Source organism: Lactobacillus apis (genome assembly GCF_002837055.1).
GTDB classification, from domain to species: Bacteria; Bacillota; Bacilli; order Lactobacillales; family Lactobacillaceae; genus Lactobacillus; species Lactobacillus apis.
The window spans coordinates 1-2,142 of sequence record NZ_PDKP01000042.1 but is presented as its reverse complement, the minus strand read 5'-3'; the positions used below and the strand labels follow the sequence as shown (position 1 = coordinate 2,142).

Genomic DNA, 2,142 nt, shown 5'->3' with positions numbered 1-2,142 from the left:
CAACATCAGCTGGAAAGCCAACCATCGTAAAGATTAATTCGGCATTCTCAGCAACTTTTTTAGGGCTCTCACACCAAGTTGCACCCTGAGCAACTAAGTTATCAGTCTTACTCTTGGTTCTGTTATAAACCACTAAATCATGACCAGCCTTTAACAGATTAAGGCAAATTGCGTTACCCATTACACCTGTTCCAATAAAACCTATTTTCATAAAATCATCCCTTCTATGCTCAAGCTTAACTATTTTATTCTTATCTTAGCACTATTATTCATTTTACTGATATTCGTTAAAAAAACGTTCTGCTTCTTTGCCATATTCAGGCATTCCTAGTAAGTCGAAATTTTTGATTGCCCATTGGCATTTAGCCACATACTCTTCTTGATGGTCAAAGTGCTCGTTAATCATGTTTTCTAAAAAGACCAGCATGTTCTTATAAAAGAATAGTTTTGGCACTGTTCTGATATGCTCGGCAGCTTGAACAAAATATCCAGTTTCGTCATAGGCTCCTTGCTCAATACACACAATCAAGATATTGATAATAACACCTAAGAGCTCCTCCTGTTTCCGCGTTTCTGTTGTACCTTTTAATTTTTCTGCTATCTTTTTGCCAATCTTCAAGTTGCTTTTTAAATCATAAATTGAGATAAAGTTAATGTACATACGTAGTGTTCTTTCATCAAAATCATCTTGTTCAAAAAGCCAATTCTTTAACTGCGCTTTTTTCGTATCACTCAATTCGGCTACATTATTCAGCGTGTCAGCCAAATTAAAATCGATCAGTAGCAGTAATTTATCCTTATTCTCTATGTCGCTATTCTCCACGTATTGGCGAATCTCTTCAATTTTTTTAGGATTGTTTTGATAATATGCTCGATTTACTTCTTCTTCAATTTCATTAAACGCAACATTCTGCGCTTGTTGATTTTCATCTAATTGATTAAAAAATTCCCACGGCTTAACGTGATTAAGCCGCAAAATTGCAATCAAATCCTCTGCCGTTATACGATGCAGGTTTTTCTCAACCTTTGAATAATAAGAGGGCGTAACCACACCCGCAGCCCATTCTTTTTGCGTTTTCAATTGCTTAACGCGAAACTTTTTCAGTAATTCACCAATTGTCATCTTCAATTCCTTAAATGTGTCACATCATTATTTCTATCACTATAATAATTATAGTTTAAATCGAATAAAATTAACTTTTAATTATAAAAAAGTAATTTTATATTTGACTTAGAGTTAACTTTAAGTATTAAACTTTTATACAGTTACTGAAATAAGCTGGCTGACTAGCACAGCAAGGAGGCACTTATATTATGAATAAACATGAAGACTTTTTGTTAAATAAAATTGCGGGACCAAAAGATGTTAAAAAATTGAGCATCCCCGAAATGGAAAAATTGGCTCAAGAAATCAGAACATTAATTATTGAAAAGGATGCAGCTGAAGGTGGCCACTTAGGGCCAGATCTCGGTATTGTAGAAGCTACCATTGCCTACCACTATGTATTTGATGCTCCAAAAGATAAACTGGTCTGGGACATTTCCCATCAAACATATCCACATAAAATGTTAACTGGACGGGCCAAAGCTTGGCTCGACCCTGACCATTATGAAGATGTAACACCATATTCAAATCCTGACGAAAGTCCATATGATTACTATGCTGTTGGTCACACCTCAACTTCAGTCGCTCTGGCTACTGGAATGGCAAAGGCACGTGATTTAATGGGTCAACACGAAAATATTATGGCTTTAATTGGTGACGGCTCACTGACAGGTGGCTTGGCTTTTGAAGGGCTAAACAATGCAGCGATTGAGCCACACAACTTAGTGGTTGTAGTTAATGATAACCAATGGTCAATTGATAAAAACGTTGGTGGTGTGGTAACCTCACTGAAAAAGCTGCGTGATTCTAACGGCCAAACAGCAGAAAACCCGTTTAAGGCAATGGGCTTTGACTATCGCTACGTTGCAGACGGTAATGATCTCTCTGCCATGATTGATGCTTTTAAAGCTGTTAAAGATGTTGATCATCCTATTTTGTTGCACATTAATACGCTTAAGGGAAAAGGCTACGAGCCTGCAGTCAAAGACGAAGAAGCACATCACTGGGTCTCACCATTTAATTTGGAAGACGATCAG

3 protein-coding genes are annotated in these 2,142 nt (G+C 36.9%); 1 reads left to right on the top strand and 2 read right to left on the bottom strand.

Annotated elements, in window-relative coordinates; translation table 11 throughout:
- Both CRG87_RS07695 and CRG87_RS07690 read right to left on the bottom strand, forming a co-directional pair.
- Positions 1–211: NAD(P)-binding domain-containing protein (locus CRG87_RS07695; protein WP_165775985.1), on the bottom strand; the 211-nt coding region annotated here is incomplete at its 3' end.
- Between the two features lie 63 nt (positions 212–274).
- Positions 275–1,123, bottom strand: a complete 849-nt coding sequence (locus CRG87_RS07690) for a helix-turn-helix domain-containing protein (RefSeq protein ID WP_074426416.1) — start codon at positions 1,121–1,123, stop codon at positions 275–277.
- A 191-nt stretch (positions 1,124–1,314) separates the two neighbouring features.
- Between CRG87_RS07690 and CRG87_RS07685 the strand changes: the two genes are divergently transcribed.
- Positions 1,315–2,142, top strand: an 828-nt coding sequence (locus CRG87_RS07685; RefSeq protein WP_228150064.1) for a 1-deoxy-D-xylulose-5-phosphate synthase N-terminal domain-containing protein, incomplete at its 3' end; no start/stop codon positions are given.